The 18,811-nt window shown below is 63.6% G+C and carries 17 protein-coding genes and 1 tRNA gene; 10 read left to right on the top strand and 8 right to left on the bottom strand.

The genetic code is table 11. The features are described 5' to 3' along the window. Nucleotides 1–81: 81 nt before the first annotated feature. The 4 genes from P7F60_RS09965 to P7F60_RS09950 form a co-directional block, all read right to left on the bottom strand. Nucleotides 82–1,377: a PLP-dependent transferase gene (locus tag P7F60_RS09965; protein WP_277917696.1), complete on the bottom strand. Its 1,296-nt coding sequence runs from the start codon at nt 1,375–1,377 to the stop codon at nt 82–84. Between the two features lie 224 nt (nt 1,378–1,601). Next, nucleotides 1,602–2,927: an LLM class flavin-dependent oxidoreductase gene (locus P7F60_RS09960; protein ID WP_277917579.1), complete on the bottom strand. Its 1,326-nt coding sequence runs from the start codon at nt 2,925–2,927 to the stop codon at nt 1,602–1,604. Continuing rightward, nucleotides 2,924–3,772, bottom strand: a complete 849-nt coding sequence (gene cysE, locus P7F60_RS09955) for a serine O-acetyltransferase (protein WP_277917578.1) — start codon at nt 3,770–3,772, stop codon at nt 2,924–2,926. The genes P7F60_RS09960 and cysE overlap by 4 nt, the downstream gene beginning before the upstream one ends. 55 nt (nt 3,773–3,827) lie before the next feature. Further along, nucleotides 3,828–4,868, bottom strand: a complete 1,041-nt coding sequence (locus P7F60_RS09950) for a 2-oxoglutarate and iron-dependent oxygenase domain-containing protein (RefSeq protein ID WP_277917577.1) — start codon at nt 4,866–4,868, stop codon at nt 3,828–3,830. Between P7F60_RS09950 and P7F60_RS09945 the strand changes: the two genes are divergently transcribed. After that, nucleotides 4,752–5,252, top strand: coding sequence for a hypothetical protein (locus tag P7F60_RS09945; protein WP_277917701.1), 501 nt, complete (start codon nt 4,752–4,754; stop codon nt 5,250–5,252). The genes P7F60_RS09950 and P7F60_RS09945 overlap by 117 nt on opposite strands. A 222-nt stretch (nt 5,253–5,474) precedes the next feature. On the opposite strand, the gene P7F60_RS09940 is transcribed toward P7F60_RS09945, so the two are convergent. Then, nucleotides 5,475–5,550, bottom strand: a tRNA-Thr gene (locus P7F60_RS09940). A gap of 177 nt (nt 5,551–5,727) precedes the next feature. Here P7F60_RS09940 and P7F60_RS09935 point away from each other — a divergent pair. Continuing rightward, nucleotides 5,728–6,045 carry a hypothetical protein gene (locus tag P7F60_RS09935; protein WP_277917576.1) on the top strand — a complete coding sequence of 106 codons (318 nt, stop codon included), beginning with the start codon at nt 5,728–5,730 and terminating at the stop codon, nt 6,043–6,045. A gap of 29 nt (nt 6,046–6,074) precedes the next feature. Further along, nucleotides 6,075–7,214 carry a hypothetical protein gene (locus P7F60_RS09930; protein ID WP_277917575.1) on the top strand — a complete coding sequence of 380 codons (1,140 nt, stop codon included), beginning with the start codon at nt 6,075–6,077 and terminating at the stop codon, nt 7,212–7,214. Between the two features lie 49 nt (nt 7,215–7,263). Here P7F60_RS09930 and ppk2 read toward each other — a convergent pair whose 3' ends face one another. Beyond that, a complete protein-coding gene (gene ppk2, locus P7F60_RS09925; RefSeq protein WP_277917574.1) occupies nt 7,264–8,145 on the bottom strand; it encodes a polyphosphate kinase 2 in 882 nt (293 codons plus the stop codon). Nucleotides 8,146–8,349: 204 nt separating this feature from the next. Between ppk2 and phoR the strand changes: the two genes are divergently transcribed. The 7 genes from phoR (at nt 8,350) to phoB (ending at nt 16,131) form a co-directional block, all read left to right on the top strand. Continuing rightward, on the top strand, nt 8,350–9,576 hold the full coding sequence (gene phoR / locus P7F60_RS09920; RefSeq protein ID WP_277917695.1) for a phosphate regulon sensor histidine kinase PhoR: 1,227 nt from the start codon (nt 8,350–8,352) through the stop codon (nt 9,574–9,576). Between the two features lie 220 nt (nt 9,577–9,796). Beyond that, a complete protein-coding gene (locus P7F60_RS09915; protein WP_277917573.1) occupies nt 9,797–10,831 on the top strand; it encodes a substrate-binding domain-containing protein in 1,035 nt (344 codons plus the stop codon). Nucleotides 10,832–10,991: 160 nt separating this feature from the next. Next, complete coding sequence (gene pstC / locus P7F60_RS09910) at nt 10,992–12,473, top strand: phosphate ABC transporter permease subunit PstC (RefSeq protein ID WP_277917572.1); 1,482 nt, start codon at nt 10,992–10,994, stop codon at nt 12,471–12,473. Further along, nucleotides 12,470–13,792: a phosphate ABC transporter permease PstA gene (gene pstA / locus P7F60_RS09905; RefSeq protein WP_277917571.1), complete on the top strand. Its 1,323-nt coding sequence runs from the start codon at nt 12,470–12,472 to the stop codon at nt 13,790–13,792. Before pstC ends, pstA begins: the two co-directional genes overlap by 4 nt. A gap of 12 nt (nt 13,793–13,804) precedes the next feature. Further along, nucleotides 13,805–14,620: a phosphate ABC transporter ATP-binding protein PstB gene (gene pstB, locus P7F60_RS09900; RefSeq protein WP_277917570.1), complete on the top strand. Its 816-nt coding sequence runs from the start codon at nt 13,805–13,807 to the stop codon at nt 14,618–14,620. Between the two features lie 32 nt (nt 14,621–14,652). Beyond that, complete coding sequence (gene phoU / locus P7F60_RS09895) at nt 14,653–15,366, top strand: phosphate signaling complex protein PhoU (protein ID WP_277917569.1); 714 nt, start codon at nt 14,653–14,655, stop codon at nt 15,364–15,366. Nucleotides 15,367–15,447: 81 nt separating this feature from the next. Further along, nucleotides 15,448–16,131, top strand: a complete 684-nt coding sequence (gene phoB, locus P7F60_RS09890) for a phosphate regulon transcriptional regulator PhoB (protein ID WP_277917568.1) — start codon at nt 15,448–15,450, stop codon at nt 16,129–16,131. A gap of 369 nt (nt 16,132–16,500) precedes the next feature. On the opposite strand, the gene P7F60_RS09885 is transcribed toward phoB, so the two are convergent. Together P7F60_RS09885 and P7F60_RS09880 are read right to left on the bottom strand one after the other, a co-directional pair. Then, nucleotides 16,501–17,883 (bottom strand): M20/M25/M40 family metallo-hydrolase, encoded by a 1,383-nt coding sequence (locus P7F60_RS09885; RefSeq protein ID WP_277917567.1) that lies wholly within the window; start codon nt 17,881–17,883, stop codon nt 16,501–16,503. A 141-nt stretch (nt 17,884–18,024) separates the two neighbouring features. Continuing rightward, on the bottom strand, nt 18,025–18,441 hold the full coding sequence (locus tag P7F60_RS09880; RefSeq protein ID WP_277917566.1) for a MarR family transcriptional regulator: 417 nt from the start codon (nt 18,439–18,441) through the stop codon (nt 18,025–18,027). Nucleotides 18,442–18,811: the final 370 nt, after the last annotated feature.

Below are 18,811 nucleotides of genomic sequence, written 5' to 3'. Positions count from 1 at the left end.
GCCCGAAATTGAAACTCGGTCGGGCGCGAATGTCTTAGCTGTGCCGTCCCATACCGCGCGGGACGGCACAAGCGCCTCGCCTTATGCCAAGGCGATGGCGCGGTCGAGATCGGCGATCAAGTCGTCGGGATGTTCCAGGCCGATCGACAGGCGGACATAGCCCGGCGTTACCCCGGTGGCGCGTTGATCGTCGAGCGAGAGCTGCGAATGGGTCGTGGTCGAGGGATGAATCGCCAGCGAACGGGCATCGCCGATATTGGCGAGGTGATAGAAGAGCTGGAGATTGTCGATGAACCGACGGCCGGCTTCGCGTCCGCCGGTGAGTTCGAACCCGACAAGCGCGCCGAAATGGCCGGGCTTGAAGTACTTGTCCGCCCGCGCCCTGGCCTGCCCGTCCTGGAATTTCGGAAAGATGACGCGCTCGATCTTGGCGTTGCCCTTGAGATAATCAGCGACCTTGATGGCATTCTCGTTATGCGCACGCAGTCGTAGGGGAAGCGTTTCCAGTCCCTGGATGAACTGAAAGGCGTTTTGCGGGCTGATCGCCGCGCCGAGATCGCGCAGAAGGACGGCGCGGGCGCGCAGGATGTAGGGATGAAAGGCGATGGCTGCGGCTTTCTCGATCCACGTCTTGTTCTGGTAGCTCGGATCGGGCTCGTTCAGATTGGGCTGGCGGGCGGCATGCTCGGCCCAGGGGAACGTGCCGCTGTCGACGATGGCGCCGCCGATCGACGTTCCATGCCCGCCGATATATTTGGTCGTCGAATACACCACGACCGCGGCTCCGTGATCCAGCGGGCGAATGATCAGAGGCGCCGCGGTATTGTCGACGATCAGCGGAATGCCGTGACGGCGGCCGATCTCGGCGACTTCGGCGATCGGGAAGACCTCGAGCTTGGGATTGGGAAGCGACTCCGCATAGTAGGCGCGGGTGCGCTCGTCGGTCGCGCGCGCGAACGCTTCCGGGTCGTCGGCATCGACGAAGCGGGTCTCGATGCCGAAGCTCTTGAGCGTTGCGGCAAACAGCGCCCATGTGCCGCCGTAAAGTCCGGCGGCGCTGACGATATTGTCGCCGCTGCGGGCAAGATTGAGAATGGCGAAGGCGGATGCGGCCTGGCCAGAGGCGAGCGCAAGCGCGGCCGCGCCGCCTTCCAGCTCGGCCAGCCGCTGCTCGAAAGCGTCCTGCGTCGGGTTGGAGACGCGGGTGTACAGGTGACCCGCCGCCTCCAGCGCGAAGAGCTTGTCTGCACCCTCCGTTCCCGGAAGCTGGAAGGACGAGGTCTGATAGATCGGCACCGACACGGCGCCGGTGGTGGGATCGAAGCGGAAATTGCCGCCATGCAGGGCAATGGTTTCCGGATGCCGGCTCTTGAACAATGGCGCGCCGTTCGGCGCAACCGGCGCCGCTTGCGGAACGATCTCGGGAGACTGATGAATGGTCATGGACTTCTCCTTTTGGCGAAATGATGCAATGTCTCACCTGATGAGGAGCTCAGAATATCAACGGAAAAATTAGTATATAGATTTTATAGATTATTAAACGGCGCATTCCTGGAATATTGTTCTGCGCCAGCGCGTCGACGCTAGGGGTTGCGAAACCGCTAGGGGAAGAACCTGTTGTCGGGACGGGGGAGCCCGAGGTGGTCGCGCAGGGTCTCGCCCTCGTACTCCGTTCTGAACAGACCGCGACGCTGAAGCGCCGGGACAAGCCGTTCGACCACGTCGTCGAGCCCTTGCGGCAGATAGGGAAAAACCACATTGAAACCGTCGGAACCCTCGCCGTCCAGCCAGGCCTGCATCTCGTCGGCGATGGTTTCAGCCGTTCCGACGAAGGCGAGGCCGGAATAGCCGCCATACCGTTGTGCCAGTTGCCGCACGGTTAGCCCCTCTTCTTCCGCAAGCTTGAGAACCTGCGCGCGGCCCGTCTTGCTGGCATTGGTCTCGGGAACGGGAGGAAGGGGCGCGTCGGGATCGAAGCCGGACGCATCGTGCCCCAGCGCGATGGAAAGCGATGCGATCGCGCTATCGTAATGCACGAGGCTGTCGAGCGTCAGGCGCTTTTGCCGCGCCTCCTCCACGGTATCCGCGACGACGACAAAGGCTGCCGGCATGATCTTCAGACTATCGCGCGCACGCCCGAGAGCGGACAGGCGCGCCTTGATATTGGCGTAAAGCGCCTGTCCCGCAGCGAGATCGCGGGGCGAGCAAAAGACGACCTCCGCGGTTTCCGCCGCCAGTTGCCGGCCCGGCTCCGACTGGCCCGCCTGCACGATCACCGGCCATCCCTGCGGCGGCCGTGCGATGTTGAGCGGCCCACGCACCTTCAGTTCCGGTCCCCTGTGCTCCAGCACATGCATCCTGTCGGGATCGAAAAAGATGCCGCTGTCGACATCGCGGATGAACGCATCGTCCGCGAAACTGTCCCAGAGGCCTGTCACGACATCGAAGAACTCGCGCGCACGCAGATAGCGCTCATCGTGCTCCACCATGTCGTCCAGCCCGAAATTCAGGGCGGCGTCGGGATTTGCCGTGGTGACGATATTCCAGCCCGCGCGTCCACCACTGATATGATCGAGGGACGCGAAACGGCGCGCGATATGATAGGGCTGCTCGAAGGTGGTGGATGCGGTCGCCACCAGACCGATCCTGTCCGTCACGGCGGCCAGCGCCGACAGCAGCGTGAACGGCTCGAAAGAGGTGACCGTGTGGCTGCGCCGCAGGGCTTCGACAGGCATGTTCAACACCGCCAGGTGGTCCGCCATGAAGAATGCATCGAACTTTGCCGCTTCCAGCTTTCGCGCGAAGGATTTGAGATGGGCGAAGTTGAAGTTGGCATCGGGATAGGCGCCGGGATAGCGCCAGGCGCCGGTGTGGAGACTGACGGGACGCATGAAGGCACCGAGATGCAGTTTTCTGGCGACGGTCATATGATATACTCCGGCTCCGACAAGGCCTGATCCATCGTCACGCCTGGAAAGGCCGTGTGGGGACGCCCCACAGGCCGCGCCGGGACGCCGACAACCGACATGTAGGGTGCGACGGAGGTCAGGACCACGCTGCCTGCACCGACTTTCGCGCCCATCCCAACCTCGATATTGCCGAGAATTTTCGCACCGGCGCCGATGAGGACGCCGCGCCGGATCTTGGGATGCCGATCGCCGGTTTCCTTGCCGGTTCCGCCGAGCGTGACATTTTGCAGGATGGACACCTCGTCTTCCACGACCGCCGTCTCGCCGATGACGAGACCGCTGCCGTGATCGAGCATGATGCCGCGCCCCATCACGGCCGCCGGATGGATGTCGATGGCGAACACCTCGGAAATGCGGCTCTGGATATGGCGCGCCAGATGCCGGCGGCCCATCGCCCAGAGCCAGTGGGCGATGCGGTATCCCTGCAACGCGTAAAATCCCTTGAAATAGAGGAATGGCGTCAGCACTTCCGTGTTGCTGGGATCGCGATCCTTGACCGCCTCCAGATCGGCCACGGCCGCGCCCAGCAGGCCGGGCTTGTCGGTATAGGCGCCGTAAATCAGGGCGAGCAGTTCGTCCCGGTCGATATCGTGATCGGCAAGCTTGATCGTCAGGCGATGCGACAGGGCATGGCCGAAGCTCGCATGCATCGATACCGCGGAATTCATCGCCCGCAAAAGAGCGTGATCGCGGCGGACGGCACGTTCCGCCTCTTCCCGCAAGACACTCCAGAGCGCGGCAACCTCCTGGCGGGCGGCGGCGTCCAGCGGAAGCGTGACGACGTTGCTTTCCTGTAGAGACATGTCACCTCTCCATGCCGAACGAAAATCGCCACCCACGCGGAGGCGCCAACAGGTTTTACGCGTCTGCCGGCTGTTCGAGCAGATGCAGCAGATCCGCGTGATGGGCGGCCGCGACATCCGGATGGGAGCGCAGGCGACTCTTGAGATGATTGATACCGACTTTCCTGAAAATCGGGTTGAGCGGATCGACGGTCACGCCGCGCTCGCCGCGCTTCAGTTCATCGGCCAGCGCAATGACCGGGATCGTCGCATCATAACGGGCGCCGAGAAAGAAGGCGACCGAGAAGCGTTCCGTGCCGCTTGGCGGCGTCACGACATCGTGCACATCGGCCTTGACGAAACCGTTGGTTGCCAGTTCGAGCAACTCGCCGCTGTTGATGACGAAGGTGCCGGGAACCGGAGGCGCCTCGATCCACTCTCCCTCTTCCGTGCGGATGCGAAGGCCGGGCGTCGTATCCTGCAAAAGCACCGTGACGAACCCGCCGTCCTTGTGGGCACCGACCCCCTGGTCGCTGCCGGCGGCATCGCGGCCGGGATACCGGATGATCTTCAAAAGCTGCGATGGCGAAGGCTCGTAAATATCGGCGAACGCGTTCTCCGGCTGGCCGAGCGCCAGCGCGATGGCTTTGAGCACGTCGATCCCGATCCGGGTCACCTCGCTTTGGTAGCGAAGCAGCAACGGCTTCAGTTCAGGCAGGGCCGCCGGCCACTGGTTCGGGCCGTGAAGCCGGTTCCAGGGGGCATCGGCGTCGGCCTCCACCGCATCGCCCTCGGTATTCACATCGAACTGCTCGCGCCAGTCCTGCTCGCCGCGCGTCCGTTCATATCCGGCACGATTGTAGCCACGAAAATGCGGCGACTTCACCATTTCGGTCGAAAGCTTGTCGGCCTCGGGCAACGCGAAAAAGCGCTTCGAGACCGCCAGCACGTCGTCGATCAGGTCCTGCGGCACACCATGTCCCGTCAGGTAAAAGAAACCATGATCGTGAAGGACGCGCGTCAGGCCCGCGATGAACGCGTCGCGCTCGATCGCGCTGCCGTGGAACTTCGAAAAATCGATCGTCGGGAGATGGGCCGGCTTGGTGTGGATGGTCATGAACGTATGCTCCTCTCGTACCGGAGCGAGGGTATTCTCTACTATTTTTGTCGGCAAAGAATTTTATACCGCAAAACGCAGCCGCGAAGGAAAAACCGCCTTCACATTCAAACCAAGCAGATGCTGTATTTAAATTTGGAAACCTATCTGGAGCGCAATTGCAACATCTTCCCGCTGGCCAGCGACCACGAATTTGATGCCGGAGGCGGCGTAACGAAGAAGGTCCAACTGGTGGTGATTGCCACTAAGAACCAATCCCGATGCTTGAACTTCCTGACATATGGCAAAGCAGCACACGCTTTTAGAACCCCAGGCCATACTCACACCACCAGAAGGCGGCCGTTTTCATTCTGTGGACTTTGGAAGATGAAAGCGGCGACCTGACCAAGCTGTTGGTCAATACGAAAAGTCTCGAAAACTGGCGGCCAGCAATTAAAAAGTTGAGGCTGGTGGGAAGCGCCGTTTGGACGAAGCCTCGGCCAGCGGATATCCTGGCGATTTCCGGAGGCCGGATGGCTAAAATTGCACGCTAGATCTCGGTTAACTTACGGAAATACCGGAATTATTCTGTAGGCCGCCGATTGAGACGAGTTGTCTTTGGAAAAATGGTGCCGCTTACGTGACTCGAACACGTGACCCCATCATTACGAATGATGTGCTCTACCGACTGAGCTAAAGCGGCCCTTCGGGCGGCGGAACGCCGTTCCCGTTTGCAAGCGGGCTGATACAGGGATTGGGGGGGGAATGCAAGACGGTTTTTGGAAAAATGTCCGGCCGATAGACGAAGCGTGCGGATGGGCGCGGGAGCCAGGCCGATGTTTCGATCCGGGAAGGAGGGCCCGGGCGGAGGCGATATGCTGTGGGCCGTGGAGACCGGCGGCGCGCCGGACGATCAGGCGGGCTTGCGAATTCCTTTGCTTATCGTTACCGAATCCTGAAGGGCGGCGCCAAGCGGCGGCGGCGGGTTGTCGAAAAAACCGGCTTGCGTCCGGAATTGCGCCAAACCCTCGGGTTAAGCCCGGTCGGGCGCGGGCCGCGCCGGGAAAAACGCAATGCCCCGTCGATTCGGGGAATTGCGCAGATGGAATGGATGGATCCAGCATTGCTGGAGCAAGAACGGGCTGGCGCGGCGTCCCTGACGGCAGGAACGGCGCAGGCCATGAAGGACCGGGTGTGAACGGAATCGAAACGGCAATCAGAAACGCCTTGGATAAGAGCGACCGCGGCGACCCCGATGCGCGCGCCCGCATCTATCGGTCGGCCCGCAATGCCGTCGATGTCGGCCTGCGCAAGCAGGGCATCACCGATCCCCAGGTCATCGCCGCCCAATACGATTATCTGGAAAAGCTGATCGATACGATCGAGGCCGGCGAGCGCAATGCCGCCGTCGTCGAGGCGATCGCGCCCGCCGATGCCGGCCGGCTCGATCTCGCACCCGGTGCGACCCCGTCCGCGCCCGCCGGCGCCCCGGCGCCGTCGTTGGACATGCCGGCCGATCCGCCGCGCGCCGCTTCCGCCGCCGGCGACCTGGGCAGCCTCGGCGCCGAGCGCTTGGGAGCCCGCAGATCCGCTCCCAATCGCGGCCGCATCGAGCCGCGCGTCGATGCTTCTCCGGCCGCGCCGGTGCTGGAGGCCGAAGCCTCGCTGCCGCCGCAGCCGCGCGAAAAGCCGGGAAAGATCAAGCCGGAGAAGAAGCGCAAGCGCCGCGGCGCCGGCATCGTCGCCTCGCTGCTGATCTATGGAATGCTGCTGGCGGCGCTGGTCGGCGGCGGCTGGTGGCTCAGCCAGTCCGGCCTGATCGACCAGGTGAAGGCGCTGATGGATGGCACCGCCGCGGCGCCGCGCACCACCGCCCCGCCATCCGACGGTTCGCAATTCCGCGGCTTGCGCACCCTCGATCCGCGCAACGGTTTCGGCGACGACTGGCTGGAAGTGCTGACCCCGACGGAAGTCGACCGCATCAAGGGCGGCCGAGCGGAGGCGGTCTCGACCAGCGAAGGCCCGGCGATCCGCGTGCTGGCCGGCGGCGGCGGGGATGCGGCGATCGAAATCCCGGTCTCGGCGCTGCAGCAGATGGCGGGCAAGGCCTCGACCATCGCCCTCACCCTGCAGGCCAGCGGCAACACGCCGGTGCAGATCGCGCTCGAATGCGGCTTCGGCACGCTGGGCGGCTGCGGCCGGCATCGCTTCGACGTCACCCATGACAAGATGGACATCCTGCTGCATGTGGTCTTCGACCGCAATGCGACGCCGGATGCCCCCGGCCGGCTGCTGATCGATCCCGATCTCTCGGCCAAAGGCGGCGGCGTCGACCTGTTCGCGGTGCGCATCCTGCCGGGGCAATAGCCCTTTCGCATGTCCGGACGCTCGAAGCCCGGCAGAACCGCAGCCTCTCCTATTTCAGGATCTTCGGCCCCTGACCGATGATCTTGTCGTCGAGCTCGCCGATGGCGTCCTTGTCCTTGCCGTCATAGTCGAGCGTCCTGAGGATATGGCGCAGCAGGTTGATGCGGGCGCGGCGCTTGTCGTTGGCCAGCACCACCGTCCAGGGCGCGGCATCGGTGTGGGTTTCCTTCAGCATCCGGTCGCGCTTGTCGGTATAATCGTCCCATTTCTTGAGGGCGGCGATATCCATCGGCGAGAGCTTCCAGACCTTGAGCGGATCGTGGCGGCGATCATGGAAACGCTTGAGCTGCATCTCGCGGCCGATATTGAGCCAGAACTTGAAGAAATGGATGTCGTCCTGGACGATCATCTTCTCGAAGCGCGGCACCTGCTTCATGAACAGCTCGTATTCGTCCTTGGTGCAGAAGCCCATGACCGGCTCGACGCCGGCGCGGTTGTACCAGGAGCGGTCGAAGAGCACGAATTCGCCCGCGGTGGGAAAATGAGAGACGTAGCGCTGGAAATACCATTGGCCGCGCTCGGTCTCGGTCGGCTTGGTCAGCGCCACGACACGGGCGGAGCGCGGATTCATATAGGCGCTGGCGGCCAAGATCGCCCCACCCTTGCCTGCGGCGTCGCGGCCCTCGAACACGGCCATGATCCGCTTGCCGGTCGCCTGCTGCCAGAGCTGCACCTTGACCAGCTCGATCTGCAGCTTCTTCAGATCCGAATCGTATTCGGCCTGATCGAGCTTCTTCTTGTAGGGATAGCCGCCGGATTGCAGGGCCGCATCGTCGATCCACCCGGGCAGCACGGGATCATCGACGTTGAACGCCCGCGTCTCTCCCCCGAAATTCAACTCGACCGTGCGATCCTGCTTTTCGTCCGCCATGGACATCTCCTGAACTGTTTGCAATCCTGTCGCTACTGGTGGAAGAGGCCATATCCGGACGATGAATTCAAGCACCCCGTGCCATGTCGCAGGTTGCATCTTTCTGTCATCGAATCCGGGTAAGCAACGATTTCCACCGCGGGCAGGCAGATCATGACGGCAATGGACCATTCGGCATTACAGGCACATCCCGTCCGGCGTCTCCTGGCGCGACTGGGGCAGGAATGGCCGGTGCTGGCGGCATCCGCCGTCATCGCCATGCTGGCGCTTTCGGCTGGTATCGACCGGCTGGCGGTGATCGGCCTGTGGGTCTTCCTGGCGCTGGTGACGCTGCTGCGCCGGCCGGCGCGCATCGTCATCGAGCGGCAGGTCTCCATGCCCTTGTCGGTGCAGCCCTCGCCGCAGGCCTCGCTGAGGGCAGTGTCGGCAGCCCTTGGCGGGCTGGATGCGCCGGTCTTCGTGCTCAATCGCGAGGAACAGATCCTGTTCCAGAACGGCGCGGCGCAACAGGCCTTCGGCTGCGTGCCGGAAGGCGCCCATATCAGCGCGAGGCTGCGCGCCCCCGCGCTCCTGGAAAAGGTCGGCGACACCATCGCCTCCGGCCACGAAAACCGTTTCGAGCTGTCGGAGCGCCTGCCCTCGGAGCGGGTCTATGGCGTGCTGGTCGCCCCCGTGGAGATGCCCTATGGCGATGGCGGCCGCGAGACGGTCTATATCCTCTCCTTCCGCGACCTCTCGGAATCGCGCCGCATCGACCGGATGCGCACCGATTTCGTCGCCAATGCCAGCCACGAGCTGCGCACGCCGCTCGCCTCGCTGCGCGGCTTCATCGAGACCATGCAGGGCCCGGCCCGCAACGACGAGAAGGCGCGCGAGCGTTTCCTCGCCATCATGCTGGAGCAGGCCACCCGCATGAGCCGGCTGGTGGACGACCTCTTGTCCTTGTCGCGGCTGGAACTGAAGGCGCATCAGCCGCCGGCGCAGAAGGTCGATCTCGTGCCGCTCATCGGCCATGTGCGCGACGCGCTGCTGCCGCTGGCCGAGGAACTCGACGTCACCATCGCCCTGCACCTGCCGGACGGCAAGGCGGAAGTCGAGGGCGATCGCGACGAGCTGGTGCAGGTCTTCGAAAACCTGATCGAGAATGCCTGCAAATACGGCCAGGAAGGCAAGGCGGTCGACGTGACGCTGACCGGTGGAGACGGCGTGCCCGTCGAGGTGACGGTCAGCGACCATGGCCCCGGAATCGCCGCCGAGCATGTGCCGCGCCTGACGGAGCGTTTCTACCGCGTCAATGTCGAGGCCAGCCGCTCGAAGAAGGGCACCGGCCTCGGCCTTGCCATCGTCAAGCATATCCTGACGCGCCACCGCGCCCGCCTCGTCGTGCGCTCCCAGCTCGGCAAGGGCACGGCGTTTACCGTCCGCTTTTGACATGAAAGGACGCGCGGCGGAAGGACAATCGCCAAATTACGTTGATATTTCACGTAGTTGCCCTGTCATAAATGTTTCACCGAACTGACATAAAACAGCGGGCATACGGGGTCTAAAGAAAGGCCAGCGAAGGCGGGCAACCGCCGGCCTCGTGACAGCGAGTTCCTTCATTCGCCAGACACCCACGCCCCAAACTCACGCCCATGACGGGAGAATTTTTATGAACGTTCTCAAGCTTTCCGCCGCGGCCCTGGTTGCCTCCGTGGCTTTTGCCGGCGCCGCCAGCGCCCGCGACCAGGTTCAGGTCGCCGGTTCCTCGACGGTTCTGCCCTATGCCAAGATCGTCGCCGAAAGCTTCGGCGAAACCTTCAGCCAGTTCAAGACCCCGGTCGTCGAGTCGGGCGGCACGGGCGCCGGCCTCAAGGAATTCTGCAAGGGCGTCGGCCCGGAAACCATCGACGTCGCCAATGCCTCGCGCAAGATCAACGAAAAGGAACTGGAAGCCTGCAAGGCAGCCGGCGTGACCGAAATCCAGGAAGTCAAGATCGGCTATGACGGCATCGTCTTCGCCAACGACAATTCGCTCGGCGAACTGAAGCTTGCCCCGTCCGACATCTACAAGGCGCTGGCCGCCAAGGTCGTCGTCGACGGCAAGCTGGTCGACAATCCGAACAAGAAGTGGTCGGACGTCAACCCGTCGCTGCCAGCCGTCGAAATCGCCGCCTACATCCCCGGCGAAAAGCACGGCACCCGCGAAGTCTTCGAACAGAAGGTTCTGGAAGCCGGCTGCAAGGAAACCGGCGCTCTCGACGTCATCAAGGCCGCCGTCAAGGAAAAGGCCGACCAGACCAAGGCTTGCGTGGGCGTCCGCAAGGACGGTCTCGCCGTCGACATCGATGGCGACTATTCGGAAACGCTGGCCCGCATCGGCGCCAACAAGAACGGCATCGGCGTCTTCGGCCTGTCCTTCTATGAAAACAACGCCGACAAGCTGAAGGTCGCCACCGTCAGCGGCATCGTTCCCTCGGCCGCAACCATTGCCGACGGCAGCTATCCGGTCTCGCGTCCGCTGTTCTTCTACGTGAAGAAGGCCCATCTCGGCGTCATCGCCGGCCTGAAGGAATACGTCAACTTCTTCGTTTCCGACCAGATGATCGGCCCCGACAGCCCGCTCGTCGAATACGGTCTCGTCGCCGCTCCCGACGCCGAGCGCGAGGAAATCCGCAAGTCGATCGAAGACGGCAAGACCATCTGATCCTCCCAGGAACCGGCGCGGGCGAAAACCCGCGCCGGTCTTGCCGCCGGCTGCACAATTCCTCAGACCGGGGTGATCTAAGGAATTCTGCAGTGAATTCATTGTGTCGCGGCGCCGTTTGCCCTCCGGTTCGGGGCGCGGATGCCGCCAGGGGAAGCGCATGAGCACGTCTCTGATCCTGATAATTCTGCTGATCGTCGGCGCCGGGGCCTATGGCCTGGCCGCGTCGCGCGCCGTCCGGATGTCCGGCGGCAAGCTGTCCGCCTTGCATTCGCGCCCGGGCTATTACGGCGCCTATGCCGCCATCTGGGCCATCCTGCCGGCAGCTCTCGTCCTCGCCGTCTGGCTGGTCGCCAGCCCGATGATCGTCGAGCGCACGGTGCGCGGCGGCTTTCCCGATGACGTGAAGAGCATGCCGGTGGCCGAGCAGAACCTCGCCTACGGCATGATCAACGCCATCGCCCGCGGCCTGCCGATGCTGTCGGCGGAAGATACCGCGGCTCTGTCGTCGGGCTCCGTCGACGTGCGCGCCAAGCTCGCCGAAAAGGGCGTTCCGCTCGCTGGCGACGTCCAGCCCTACATGCTCGAGGCCGCCAGGACGCTGAACGCCGAGACCGGCAACAGCCGCCTGGCGATGACCGCCGCCGTGGCGCTGCTGGCGCTGGGCGGGGCGGCCATCGCCCTGCGCTCGGTCGCTCCGCGTTTCCGCGCCCGCAACCGTGTCGAGCGCGTCATCCTCTGGGCGCTGGTGGCGGCGTCCTCCATCGCCATCCTCACCACCGTCGGCATCGTGCTGTCGATGCTGACGGAGGCCGCGCATTTCTTCAGGGAAATCCCGCCGCTGGAATTCTTCTTCGGCACGGTCTGGGATCCGCGCTTCGCCGGCGCCGGCTCGACATCGGCCGGCCAGTTCGGCCTGATCCCACTGCTGGCCGGCACGCTGTATATCGGCTTCGTCGCCATGCTGGTCGCCGTTCCCGTTGGCCTGTTCGCCGCCATCTACATGGCCGAATATGCCAGCCCCAAGGTGCGCTCGCTGGCCAAGCCGCTGCTGGAGGTGCTCGCCGGCATCCCTACCATCGTCTACGGCTTCTTCGCGCTGATCACCGTCGGCCCGTTCCTGCGCGACCTGTCGATGCAGGTGAACGGCCTGCTGACCGGCAATTATGTCAACTTCATCCAGGCGCAGAGCGTGCTCACCGCCGGCATCGTCATGGGCATCATGCTGATCCCCTACGTCTCCTCCTTGTCGGACGACATCATCACCGCCGTGCCGAAGGCGCTGCGTGACGGTTCGCTCGGGCTTGGCGCGACGCGCTCCGAAACCATCAAGAAGGTGGTGCTGCCGGCAGCCCTCCCCGGCATCGTCGGCGCGCTGCTGATGACCGCCTCGCGCGCCATCGGCGAGACCATGATCGTGGTTCTTGCCGCAGGCGTCGCCGCCCGCATGCAGATCAATCCCTTCGAGCCGATGACCACGGTGACGGTCAAGATCGTCGCCCAGCTCACCGGCGACCTGGAATTCACCTCGCCGCAGACGCTGGTGGCCTTCGCGCTCGGCATCACGCTGTTTGCGATCACGCTCTGCCTCAACATCTACGCGCTCTACATCGTCCGCAAATACCGGGAGCAGTACGAATGACCAACGCCCTCTCTCCCGCAGACGCCGCCGTCATCTCGCGGGCACCCGCCCGCCGCGACATCGGCATCAAGCGCCGCTACGCCGCCGAACGCCGCTTCCGCGCCTATGGCATCGCGGCGCTCGCCTTCGGCATCATCTTCCTGTTCCTGCTGCTCTCCACCGTGGTGCGCAACGGCTACACCGCCTTCCAGCAGACCGCGATCGCCCTGCCGGTCGAGTTCACCGAGAAGCTGATCGATCCGGACAACAAACGCGCCACCGACCCGTCGGTGCTGATCGCCGCCAATTATACGGCGGTCGCCCGCGACGCCATCGTCAAGGCGCTCGGCGTCGATGCCCAGAACAAGGCGGATGTGCGCGCGGCCAACGCCATGCTCTCCAAGAGCGCGCCGATCCAGCTGCGCGACATGGTCGTCGCCGACCCCAGCCTGATCGGCAAGACGGTCACCGTCAGCTTCCTCGCCGACGCCCAGATCGACTCCGCCAACAAGGGCCAGGTCGACCTGACCGTGCCGGAATCCAACCGCAAGGTCTCCGACCGCCAGATCGGCTGGATGCAGCAGCTCTCCGCCTCCGGCGCCATGGCCAAGCAGTTCAACACCGGCCTGTTCACGTCGGGCAATTCCTCGCGCCCCGAAGCCGCAGGCCTCGGCGTCGCCCTCGTCGGCTCGCTCTACCTGATGCTGATCGTGCTGGTGCTGGCCCTGCCCATCGGCGTCGCCGCTTCCATCTATCTGGAGGAATTCGCGCCGAAGAACCGGTTGACGGACCTGATCGAGGTCAACATCAACAATCTCGCGGCCGTTCCCTCCATCGTCTACGGCCTGCTCGGCCTTGCCGTCTTCATCAACTTCGCCGGCCTGCCGCGTTCGGCGCCGCTGGTCGGCGGCCTGGTGCTGACGCTGATGACGCTGCCGACGATCATCATCGCCACACGCGCCGCTCTTCGCGCCGTGCCGCCGTCGATCCGCGCCGCAGCCCTCGGCCTCGGCGCCTCGAAGATGCAGATGGTGTTCCACCATGTGCTGCCGCTCGCCATGCCCGGCATCCTCACGGGCACCATCATCGGCCTGGCGCATGCGCTCGGCGAAACCGCGCCGCTACTGCTCATCGGCATGGTCGCCTTCGTCGCCGACATTCCCGGCTCGCCGATGGAGCCGTCGACGGCGCTGCCCGTGCAGATCTACATGTGGGCGAACGAGGCCGAGCGCGCCTTCGTGGAACGTACCTCGGGAGCGATCATCGTGCTTCTCTTGTTCCTCATCGTCATGAATCTCGGCGCCATTCTCTTGCGCCGCCGCTTCGAGCGCCGCTGGTAAGGAGCCACCGCCATGAATATGTTGTCTGAAGTCGCAGTCGAGAAGGTATTGGAAAAGCCGATGAACATCGTTCCCCTGAAAATGGTCGGCAAGGACGTCTCCGTCTACTACGGCGACAAGCGCGCCCTTTACGACGTCAATCTCGACGTGCGCGAAAACACGGTGACGGCGCTGATCGGCCCTTCGGGCTGCGGCAAGTCCACCTTCCTGCGTTCGCTCAACCGCATGAACGACACGATCGAGGGCTGCAAGGTCACCGGCCGCATTGCCCTTGACGGCGACGATATCTACGACGCCTCCATCGACGTCGTCGAGCTTCGCGCCCGCGTCGGCATGGTGTTCCAGAAGCCGAACCCTTTCCCGAAGTCGATCTACGAAAACATCGCCTACGGCCCGAAGATCCACGGCCTCGCCCGCTCCAAGGCGGATTTCGACCAGATCGTCGAGGCGAGCCTGCAGCGCGCGGGCCTGTGGAACGAGGTCAAGGACCGCCTGCATGAAGGCGGCACCGGCCTTTCCGGCGGCCAGCAGCAGCGTCTCTGCATCGCCCGCGCCATCGCCGTCAGCCCCGAGGTCATCCTGATGGACGAGCCCTGCTCGGCCCTCGACCCGATCGCCACGGCAAAGGTCGAGGAGCTGATCCACGAGCTGCGCGCCAACTACACCATCGTCATCGTCACCCACTCGATGCAGCAGGCCGCCCGCGTCTCGCAGCGCACCGCGATGTTCCATCTCGGCCATCTGGTCGAAGAGAACGACACCGACAAGATGTTCACCAATCCTGACGACCAGCGCACCCAGGATTACATCATGGGCCGCTTCGGCTGATCGCCGCGCAAAGGTTTTCAAAGGATATTTCCATGGCATCGAACCATATCCATTCCGCCTACGACTCCGAACTGAAGTTTTTGGCGCGGCGCATCTCCGAAATGGGCGGCCTTGCCGAGCAGATGGTCAGCGACGCGGTGCGCGCGCTGGTGCATTCCGACTCGGCGCTGGCCCAGCGGGTCATCTCCGAGGACGCCATCCTCGACGCTGCCGAGCGTGAGATCGGCGACAAGGCCATCGTCATGATCGCCCGCCGCCAGCCGATGGCCGGCGACCTGCGTGAAATCATGGGGTCCATCCGCATCGCCGCCGATCTCGAACGCGTCGGCGATCTCGGCAAGAACACTGCCAAGCGGGTCATCGCCGTGCAGGGCTCGGGCGTCACCCGCAAGCTGGCGCGCGGCCTCGAACATTTTTCCGAGCTGGCGCTGATGCAGCTCAAGGAAGTGCTCGACGTCTATGTCAACCGCTCGGCCGAGAAGGCCCAGTCGATCCGCGAGCGCGACGAGGAAATCGACGCGATGTATACCTCGCTGTTCCGCGAGCTCCTGACCTACATGATGGAAGACCCGCGCAACATCACCAGCTGCACGCATCTCTTGTTCTGCGCCAAGAACATCGAGCGCATCGGCGACCACGCCACCAACATCGCCGAAACCATCTATTACATGACGACCGGCGCCCAGCCCGAGGGCGAGCGCCCGAAGGACGACACCGCCAACACGGTCGGCGCTGTCACCGAATAAGCGCCTCCCCTTTTGTCCTGGACGCAGGAGCCGGCCCCGGCCGGTTCCTGCCCCTGATCCAGCAAAGAAGCCGGACGAACGATGTTACCCAAGATTGCCGTCGTCGAAGACGAAGAAGCCCTCAGCATCCTGCTGCGCTACAATCTCGAAGCCGAGGGCTTCGAGGTCGACACCATCCTGCGCGGCGACGAGGCCGAAATCCGCCTGCAGGAGCGCACGCCCGATCTCCTCATCCTCGACTGGATGCTGCCCGGCGTTTCCGGCATCGAATTGTGCCGCCGCCTGCGCATGCGCCCCGAGACCGAGCGCCTGCCGATCATCATGCTGACCGCGCGCGGCGAGGAAAGCGAACGCGTGCGCGGCCTTTCCACCGGCGCCGACGATTACGTCGTCAAGCCCTTCTCCACGCCCGAGCTGATCGCCCGTGTAAAAGCCATGCTGCGCCGCGCCCGGCCCGAAGTGCTCTCCTCGGTGCTGCGCTGCGGCGATATCGAACTCGACCGCGAAACGCACCGCGTCCATCGCAAGAGCCGCGAAGTGCGCCTTGGTCCGACCGAATTCCGCCTGCTGGAATTCCTGATGCAGTCCCCCGGCCGCGTCTTTTCGCGCTCGCAATTGCTCGACGGCGTCTGGGGCCATGACATCTATGTCGACGAGCGCACTGTCGACGTGCATGTCGGACGCCTGCGCAAGGCGCTGAATTTCTCCAACATGCAGGACGTGATTCGCACCGTTCGCGGCGCCGGCTATTCGATGGAGAGTTGAATCAACCACTCAACCCAAGCGTTTTCTGCGGCATTTCGGGCTTTTTCCACAATAAATGCGAAAACCCTTGCAATCGCGGCAAAATGCGCCATCTTATGGATACAGAGAAGGATGGTTAACCCGAAACTAACCTTTCAGGCCCATCCTCCTAACACAGCCGCTCGGAGGCGGGCTTGCAAGGGCCCTGGAGCGAAGAACGGCGTGGAAGACATCATCGTTTCCGCCCTGACCACGGATGTACTGGCACGGCGTCGAAACGAGAGCGAAAGGTCGGGCTTGCCCGGCCTTTTTGTTTTTAAAGGACTTTTCCGAAAGGAGCAGGATTGCCGGCAGGCCCGAAAGCCATGCCGGCAATCCTTGCGACGATGCTTACTTCAGCCCGTCCAGAATCCGCACCCAGGAGCGGATGCCCTTGTGGTAGGACGTCAGGTCGTATTTCTCGTTGGGCGAATGAATGCGGTCGTCGTTCTGGGCGAAGCCGACCAGCAGCGAATCCATGCCGAGCATGGTCTGGAAATCGCCGACGATCGGGATCGAGCCGCCCATGCCGATGATGACGGCCGGCTTCGGCCATTCCTTCGACAGCGCCGCCTTGGCCTTGGCCAGCACGGCGGAATCGTAGGGCAAGTGGATGGCCGGCGAGCCGCCATGGGGATGGAACTCGACGCTGCAATCGGCGGGGATTTTCGAGCGCACATAGGCGCGGAACGCCTCGCGGATCGCCTCCGGATCCTGCTGGCCGACGAGGCGGAAGGATACCTTGGCCGAGGCCTTGGCCGCAATCACAGTCTTAAAACCTTCGCCGGTATAGCCGCCGGTGATGCCGTTGAACTCGGCGGTCGGGCGCGCCCAGATCAGTTCGAGGATCGAGCGGCCGCGCTCGCCGGACGGCAGCGACAGGCCGACATCACCGAGGAAATCGGTGTCGTTGCCGGCAAGCTTCTGCCAGGTCGCCTTGACGTCGTCGGGGGTCTCCGCGACGCCGTCGTAGAAGCCGGGCAGCGTCACGCGGCCGGTCTCGTCATGCAGGCCGGCGAGGATGTTTGCGAGGATGCGGATCGGGTTGGCGGCGACGCCCCCGTACATGCCCGAATGCAGGTCGCGCTTGGCCGCGAGAACCACGACTTCCTCGCCGACGAGGCCGCGCAGGCTGGCGGAAATCGCCGGCGTCTCGCGGTCCCACATGCCGGTGTCGCAGACCAGCGCGTAATCGGCCTTCAGTTCCTCGGCATTGGCTTCGAGGAAGGGTTTCAGCGACGGCGAACCGGATTCCTCCTCGCCCTCGAACAGGATGGTGACGCGGCAGGGCAGTGCCCCATGCACGTCCTTGTAGGCGCGGCAGGCCTCGACGAAGGTCAGGAGCTGGCCCTTGTCGTCGGAGGTGCCGCGGCCGGTGATGACCTTGCGGCCCTCTTCGTCCTTCAGCGACGGCTCGAAGGGATCGCTTTCCCAAAGCTCGATCGGATCGACCGGCTGCACGTCGTAATGGCCGTAGAACAGCACATGCGGCGCATCCGCGCTCGCGCCTTCATGATGGGCGACGACCATCGGATGGCCGGGCGTATCGCGCACCGAGGCGGTAAAACCGATGGCGGAGAGTTCCCCGACCAGCCACTCCGCCGCCTTGCGGCATTCGGCTTTGTAGGCCGGATCGGTGGAGATCGACTTGATGCGGATCAGGTCGAACAGCCGCGTCAGGCTGGCATCGAGATTGGCATCGGCGCGGTCGAGCACCGGGTTCACATCGGTCATGTCGTCTTCCTTTCGCAATAATGCATTTCCAGGAAAAGGGAGGACCGGTTTTCCGTTCGGAAATGCGAAAAGACAAAGCACTGGGCGAGTCGTGGGCGGACGATAGAGCAAAGAAGACCAAGTTTCGAGGGCGGAAAATCCTCACAATTTCCGGGCGTTCTCGATGGCCCAGCGGATGTATTCCAGCATCAGCTCGCGCTCGAAACGCCGAAAACCCTGGAACAGGGCGTCGTCGGCTTCTTTTGCGGCGATGATGGCTTCGGTTTGAAGGCTCTTGCCCTTTTCAGTGAGGAAGATGAGTTGGGCGCGCTTGTCAGAGGGGTGCTGGCGGCGTTCGACGAGGCCGTCGCGGGTCATGCGCGAGAGCGTATTGGCCATGGTCGCCTGCTCGATGTCGACGCGCTGCAGGAGCTGGGTCTGGGTCAGGCCGTCCTCGCCCCATAATTCGATCAGCACCGGAAACTGGCCGGGCGAAAAGCCGAGTGCCGCCGCGCGCTTGTGCAGCGAGCGGGAAAAACCCTTGGCCAGCTGGCTGGCAAGATAGGCTGCCGAATCCATGCGCTCATATCCCATGGGGACATTGATAGCCCGTTTGCAGCCGGAGACAATCGATAAATCGAAGACGATGCATCGCGCGATATTCAAATTTCCGGCAGAGAAAAGCCGCCATGGCCTGGAGGTGCGCCATGGCGGCTCGAATGGGGGGACAAAGGCCCGGAGAGGGGATGAGGCCTTTGTCCAGACCTGACGCGGCGGGGGACGAGCCGGCTATCAGGCCTCGGCGTGATCAATCGCCGGTGATCTGGATTTGGGGGTCAGATTGTGGTTTTTCAAGGGAAACGGCCCGGCGCGAACGTTACAAATCGGTAACGTTTCGGTGAGCCGCCTTCCGCACAGAAAACTGGGGCGCCGACGATGGATCTTGCAC

This window comes from Rhizobium sp. YJ-22 (assembly GCF_029601685.1).
Taxonomy (GTDB): domain Bacteria; phylum Pseudomonadota; class Alphaproteobacteria; order Rhizobiales; family Rhizobiaceae; genus Metarhizobium.
Note: the sequence above shows the minus strand (reverse complement) of the source record. Positions and strands in the feature narration are given on the sequence as shown.